The sequence below is a fragment of the Rhizorhapis sp. SPR117 genome (genome assembly GCF_021742065.1).
The window spans coordinates 1-6946 of the sequence record NZ_JAKKIE010000105.1; the positions used below are offsets into that span (position 1 = coordinate 1).

At 63.2% G+C, this 6946-nt stretch carries 4 protein-coding genes and 1 pseudogene; all 5 read left to right on the forward strand.

Annotated elements, in window-relative coordinates:
* Positions 1–69: 69 nt before the first annotated feature.
* A pseudogene (locus L3X40_RS20345) lies at positions 70–825 on the forward strand (ISAs1 family transposase); the annotation flags it as partial.
* Between the two features lie 126 nt (positions 826–951).
* Positions 952–2115, forward strand: coding sequence for an efflux RND transporter periplasmic adaptor subunit (locus tag L3X40_RS20350; protein WP_237367215.1), 1164 nt, complete (start codon positions 952–954; stop codon positions 2113–2115).
* A 3-nt stretch (positions 2116–2118) separates the two neighbouring features.
* The gene (locus tag L3X40_RS20355; RefSeq protein WP_237367216.1) at positions 2119–5283 is read left to right on the forward strand and encodes an efflux RND transporter permease subunit; all 3165 of its coding nucleotides are present in this window, start codon (positions 2119–2121) and stop codon (positions 5281–5283) included.
* A 1-nt stretch (position 5284) separates the two neighbouring features.
* Complete coding sequence (locus L3X40_RS20360; RefSeq protein WP_445177225.1) at positions 5285–6700, forward strand: efflux transporter outer membrane subunit; 1416 nt, start codon at positions 5285–5287, stop codon at positions 6698–6700.
* Positions 6701–6704: 4 nt separating this feature from the next.
* A complete protein-coding gene (locus tag L3X40_RS20365) occupies positions 6705–6902 on the forward strand; it encodes a TetR/AcrR family transcriptional regulator (protein WP_237367217.1) in 198 nt (65 codons plus the stop codon).
* The last annotated feature ends 44 nt before the right edge of the window (positions 6903–6946 follow it).

Genomic DNA, 6946 nt, shown 5'->3' on the forward strand with positions numbered 1-6946 from the left:
CGACCGCCATACCCACAGCACAGGCTTCAGCCACAACCCATGAACCTACCGGCATCAGCCGGTCTGTCATTCAGTTCGTGCTTCCGGCGGTTCATGGCGGAGTTCACCGCCGCGTGCCAAGGCGTCATCGCGATCGACGGCAAGGTTTCGCGCCGATCGTTCGATCGGGCCAGCGGCAAATCGGCGCTGCATATGGTGAGCGCCTGGGGATGCCATCAGCGACTGGTTCTCGCGCAGATCGCCACCGACGAGAAGTCGAACGAGATTACCGCCGTGCCCAAGCTGCTCGAGATGCTCTCGCTGAAAGGTACCATCGTCACCGTCGACGCGCTCAATTGCCAGCGCGACATCGCCCGGCAGATCGTGGATCAGGGTGGCGATTATGCGCTGGCGCTCAAAGGGAACCAGGGGATCGAAACCCGCGTCGCGGCCATCTCCGACGACATCGCCTGGCTGCAGGAACGGCATCAATGGCCCGGCCTGGAGGCCATCGGCAAAGTGAGCCCGACCCGCGAAACCGACGGGAAGACCACCCACGAGACGGCCTATTATCTGCTGAGCACCAGCCTCTCGGTCGAGCGCTTTGCCGAGGTCGTCCGCGCCCATTGGGGCGTGGAAAACAGACTGCATTGGTGTCTCGATGTCGTGATGAACGAGGACCAGGCGCGATCCCGCATGGACAACGCCCCCCAGAACCTCGCCATCTTGCGCCACATGGCCCTCAACATCATGCGCAAGGATCCCTCCAAGGGATCGCTACGGGTCAAATTCAACCGGGCCGCATGGAACAACGACTATCTCACCCAGCTACTCACCTTCACCTGAAATGCGATCGCCCTGAAGCGGAGTTTCGTTAAGATATATTCGGTTGCCAATTCATGCTAGGCAACTTATTGCGTCGTAACAACGGAATGAGCGCTCACTCCGGACATTGCGATGCAGGACTAATCGATGCCCTTGCCCGGAACGGCCAAATTCTCCTTGATCCTCTGTGTTCTTTGGCTCGCGGGCTGCGGCGCCTCCGAGGAAACGAAGGCGCCGCAGCCCGAAGTCGGCGTCGTGACGCTCAAAAGCGAATCGGCGATTCTCACCAGCGAGTTGCCCGGCCGCATCGTGGCGCTCGAGACGTCGGAGGTCCGGCCACAGATCAGCGGCGTGATCCGTCGGCGGCTGTTCGAAGAGGGCACAATCGTCCGGACGGGACAGGTCCTCTACCAGATCGAGGATGCGCCCTATCGCGCCGCGCTCGGCAGCGCCCGCGGCGCGCTTGCCCGGGCGCAGGCCGCCATCAACGCGACACGGCTGCAGGCGGAACGCTATCGCGACCTCGTCGGGATCAATGCGGTGAGCCGCCAGGATGTCGACAATGCCGAAGCCACCGCGGGGCAGGCCCGCGCCGATGTCACAGCGCAGCGGGCGGCCGTCGAGGCGGCTGAAGTCAACCTCGGCTTCACGCGCATTCGGGCGCCGATCTCGGGGCGCATAGGTCGCTCAAGATTCACGCCCGGAGCGCTCGTGCAGGCCGGACAGGCCGAACCGCTGGCGACAATCCAGCGGACCGACAAGGTTTACGTCGATGTCACCCAATCGGCCGCCGAGATCCTCGATCTGCGCGACGAGATGCGCGCTGGCGGGTTGGCCCGTGAGGGGGGCAGGGCCCGAGTCAAGCTCGTCCTTCCCAATGGGAAGACCTATCCGATCGAGGGGCGCCTCGAATTCTCGGAGGTGAACGTCGATTCCACAACCGGCGCGGTGACGCTCCGCGCCACCTTTCCCAACCCCGACGGCGTTCTTCTCCCGGGCATGTATGTCCGGGCTCGGCTGATCGACGGTGTGCGGCGCGAAGCCATTCTGGCGCCGCAGCAGGGCATTACCCATGATCCGCGCGGGCGCGCGACCGCGCTCGTGGTCGATGGACAGAACAAGGTCAAGCAGCGTGTCGTCACAACCGATCGGGCCATCGGCGATCGTTGGATTGTGACCAAAGGCCTCCGGGCAGGCGACAGGCTCATCGTCGAGGGGCTCCTGGACGCGAAGCCCGGAGCCACGGTCCGGCCGATGAAGCCGAAGCAGATAACCCGTGAGCGCACGTCCAACGCCGCAGGGACTCCATAACCCATGTCGCGCTATTTCATCGACCGGCCGATCTTCGCCTGGGTCATCGCCATTATCCTGATGCTGGCGGGCGCTCTCGCGATCCGTTCGCTGTCGGTTGCCCAGTTTCCCAACATCGCGCCGCCTGCGGTTTCCATCTCTACGCTCTACCCGGGAGCCGATGCGCAGACGCTGGAGAACACGACCACCCAGGTCATCGAACAGCAGCTCAAGGGGCTCGATAACCTGCGCTATTTTTCATCGACCAGCGATTCCGCCGGTAATCTCTCAATTTCGCTGACCTTCGAACAGGGAACCGACCCCGATGTCGCCCAGGTACAGGTGCAGAACAAGCTGCAGCAGGCGATGCCGCTGCTGCCGCAGGAAGTCCAGCGACAGGGCGTTCGCGTAGCCAAGGCGTCCAGAAACTATCTGCTGATATTGGCCGTCTATTCGGAAGACGGCAGCCACCATCAGGTTGACGTCGGCGATTTCGTGGCGTCGCAGTTGCAAGATCCGCTAAGCCGGATCACGGGCGTCGGCGAGACACAGGTTCTGGGGGCGCAATATGCGATGCGCATTTGGGTCGACCCGTTCAAGCTCGCCAATCTCAAACTCACGATCGGCGACGTGAAGAAAGCGATCGAGGCACAGAACGCCCAGGTTTCGGCGGGTCAGGTGGGCAGCCTTCCCGCCGATCCCGGCCAAGCGCTCAATGCCACGGTTACGGCACAGTCGCGGCTGCGCACTGCCGACGAGTTCCGCCGGATTCTGCTGCGGACAAATCCTGACGGCTCGACGGTACGCCTGTCGGACGTCGCACGAGTGGAGCTCGGATCCGAGAATTACAGTTTCGACTCGCGCTATAACGGCAAACCCGCGGCCGGCTTCCGCATCTCGCTGGCACCGGGCGCCAACGCGCTCGACACCGTGGATGCCGTGAAGGCCAAGGTCGCCGAGCTTTCCGAACAGTTCCCGCCCGACATTCGCGTCGCCTATCCGCTCGACACGACGCCGTTCGTCCGCCTCTCCCTCGAGCAGGTGATCCATACGCTCGTCGAGGCGGTCGTACTCGTGTTCCTGGTCATGCTGCTGTTCCTGCAGAACTGGCGGGCAACACTCATTCCGACGATTGCGGTTCCGGTCGTACTGCTCGGCTCGTTCGCCGTCCTTTACGCGGCAGGCTTCACCATCAACACCCTCACCTTGTTCGGCATGGTGCTGGCGATCGGTCTGCTCGTCGACGACGCCATCGTCGTTGTGGAGAATGTCGAGCGCCTGATCCAGGAGGAAGGGCTTTCGCCAAAGGAAGCGGCGCGCAAGTCGATGGACGAGATCAGCGGCGCGCTGATCGGCATCGGTGCCGTCCTCTCCGCCGTGTTCCTGCCGATGGCATTCTTCGGCGGCTCGACGGGGGTTATCTACCGACAATTCTCGATCACGATCGTGTCCTCGATGGTCCTCTCAGTACTAGTCGCCTTGATACTGACGCCAGCGCTCTGCGCGACGATCCTGAAGCCCGCCAGGGAGACTCCGCACCACGAAACCGGCTTCTTTGGCTGGTTCAACCGCATCTTTGATCGCGGCGTGGATCGCTACGCCAATAGCGTGCGCAGGGTCGAACGGCGCTGGGGCCGCTCGCTTGGCGTCTATCTGCTGATCACCATTGGAATGGCCATCCTATTCCTGCGCCTGCCGACAGGTTTCCTTCCTGAGGAGGACCAGGGCATGATCTATGCCCAAGTTATGCTGCCCACCGGCACGACGATGGAGGAGACCGTGCGCACGATGGCGCGGGTGCAGAACCATTTCCTCAAACAAGAGAAAAACAATGTGGAGGGACTCTTCGGTCTGTCCGGTTTCGGATTCGTCGGCCAGGGCCAGAATGTCGGAGTCAATTTTATCCGCCTGAAACCGTGGAGTGAGCGCAAGGGACGAGAAAATTCCGCCTCCGCCGTGGCCGAGCGGGCGAACGAGGCGCTCAAGACGCTTCGCGCGGGCAAGGCTCTCGCCTTCATCCCACCGGCGGCGAGCGAACTCGGCCGGTCGAACGGTTTTGATCTCCAGCTCAAGGATGTCGGTAACCTCGGCCACGACAGGCTCGTTGCCGCGAAGGACAGATTGCTGGACCTGGCGGCAGGCGACAAGCTGCTGGTGCAGGTCCGACATAACGGCCTCGACGACACGCCCCAACTCAAACTGAACGTCGATCAGGCTCGCGCAGGTGCCTTCGGACTCGAGCAGGCCGATATCAACGACACGATCAGCACTGCCCTGGGCGGTTCCTATGTCAACGATTTCATCGATCGGGGCCGCGTCAAGCGCGTTTATGTACAGGCCGATTCCCATTTCCGCCGGACGCCGGACGAGATCGGGGATCTCTATGTCCGTGGCGCGACGGGCAGCATGGCGCCTTTCTCGGCCTTCGCCGACACCAGCTGGCAATATGGTCCGGCGCGGCTCGAACGTTACAATGGTGTCCCCGCCATGGAAATCATGGGCTCGCCTGCCCGCGGGCACAGTTCGGGCGCAGCGATCAAGCGCATGGAGGAGCTTGTTGCCAAGCTGCCCAAGGGCATCGGGTTCGAATGGACCGGCCTGTCCTACGAGGAGCAGTTGTCGGGCGGACAGGCGCCGGCGCTCTATGCGCTTTCGCTGCTGATCGTGTTTCTGTGCCTGGCGGCGCTCTATGAAAGCTGGTCGGTGCCCTTCGCGGTCCTGCTGGTCGTGCCGCTCGGCGTGATCGGTGCGGTGCTCGCCGCGACTTTCGCGGGCCTCAACAACGATATCTATTTTCAGGTCGGCCTCATTACCACCGTCGGTGTTTCGGCCAAGAACGCGATCCTGATCGTCGAGTTCGCCGAAGAACGAATGGGACAGGGCGCAAGCGCTGCCGAAGCGGCCATGCAGGCGGCGCGGCTTCGGCTGCGGCCGATCCTGATGACATCCTTCGCCTTCACGTTCGGCGTGTTGCCGCTGGCCGTCGCGTCCGGCGCTGGTGCCGGCGGGCAAAACGCGATCGGTTGGGCCGTGGCCGGCGGCATGCTCTCCGCGACGGTGCTTGCAATCTTCTTCGTGCCGATGTTCTTCGTTGTCGTGAAAAGGCTGTTCCGCCAGGATACTACACGCAACGAGGAACAATCTCCCGGTGCCAGCCTGCGCGGCGGCCATGATCCGCGGGAGGCTTGAGGTGCACAAGCGCTCGCTTTCCCTCGCCGCCGCAGCCGTCCTCGGCTTGTCAGCCTGCGACATGGCTCCCAAATATGTCCGGCCTGCGCTGCCCGTGCCATCAGCCCTGCCCGGCGAAAATACCGTGGTGACCCCGAACGCGGCGAACCCGGCCGAAATGGCCTGGCGGGACTTCTTCACCGAGCCCAGGCTCCGACGCGTCATCGAGCTCGCGCTCGTCAATAACCGCGATCTCCGGGTGGCCCTCGCCAATGTCGAGCAGGCACGCGCGCTCTACCGGGTGCAGCGCGCCGACCTGTTCCCGACGCTCGATGTCAATGGCGGCGCCACCTTCCAGAAGCTGCCCGCAGGCGTCTCGACGTCGGGAACGGCACCGTCGGCCAGCGGCCGGTCCGACATCTATTCTGCGAATATCGGAACATCGGCTTGGGAGATCGACCTCTTCGGGCGGATCCGGAACCTCAACAAGGCCGCGCTCGAGCAATATTTCGCTTCGGTCGAGAATCGCAACGCGGCCCAAACCGCGCTCATCGCCGAGGTCGCAACCGCTTGGCTGACGCTGGCGGCCGACCAGGAACGGCTGCGGATAGCCCGCGACACCCGGCAGGCCTTCGGCGAGACGCTGGACCTGACCAAGGCGCGCTTCGCGAAAGGCATTTCCTCGGGGCTCGATGTCCATCAGGCGCAGACAAGCTTCGACCAGGCCCGGTCCGATATCGCTGAAGCCACCACGCTCGTCGAGCAGGACCGCAATGCCCTCAACCTTCTGGCGGGATCCATTCTCGGTGAAGAGCTTCTGCCCGACGGGCTGAGCACCGATGGAGCGACGATCCCAAGCTTGCCGGCAGGACTCTCATCGGACGTGCTGCTCAAGCGCCCAGACATAGCGGCTGCCGAGCACCAGCTGCGCGCCGCCAATGCCGATATCGGCGCGGCGCGAGCCGCCTTCTTTCCGAGCATCTCGCTGACGGCGGCCTTCGGCACGATCAGCTCGGGCCTGTCGAACCTGTTCGGCAAGGGCAGCGACTATTGGTCGGTCGCGCCATCGGCGACGCTTCCCATCTTCGATTTCGGGCGGAACAAGGGCAATCTGCGGTATGCCCAGGCGACGCGCAGCGCGATGCTGGCTTCCTATGAACGAGCCGTCCAGACCGGTTTCCGGGAAGCCGCCGACGCGCTCGCACGTCGCGGAACGATCGATGCCCAGCTCGAGGCTCAGACATCGCTGCGCACCGCGGCCGCCGGCGCATACCGGCTTTCGGAAGCGCGATTCCGTTCGGGAATAGACCCGTTCCTGACGACGCTCGATTCTCAGCGTTCGCTATATAGCGCCGAGCAGAGCCTGCTCGCCACGCGCCTGATCCGCGAAACCAATGCCGTCGAGCTTTACCGCGCGCTGGGCGGTGGGTTGAGGTGACCTGATGCCACTCTGTGATGAATGTCGCCAGTACCGCCGCGATGCGTTCATCGATGCCGCCGCCGAACTCATCTCCGACCGTATCCTCGAAGATATCAGCATCAACGATATCGTTCGCCGCGCCGGCGGCTCTTTGCAGACGCTCTACGAGATGTTCGGCAGTAAGGCTGGTATAAACGGCGGAGTAAAAATGTACCACTGACGGGTCTTTTGGGGTCCGTTCATTTCGGAGTAAAAGTGTACCGG

Excerpts from the sequence above, each read along its gene's own strand:
- L3X40_RS20350 (WP_237367215.1), top strand. The coding sequence starts at position 952 with ATGCCCTTGCCCGGAACGGCCAAATTCTCCTTGATCCTCTGTGTTCTT.
- L3X40_RS20355 (WP_237367216.1), top strand. The coding sequence starts at position 2,119 with ATGTCGCGCTATTTCATCGACCGGCCGATCTTCGCCTGGGTCATCGCC.
- L3X40_RS20365 (WP_237367217.1), top strand. The coding sequence starts at position 6,705 with ATGCCACTCTGTGATGAATGTCGCCAGTACCGCCGCGATGCGTTCATC.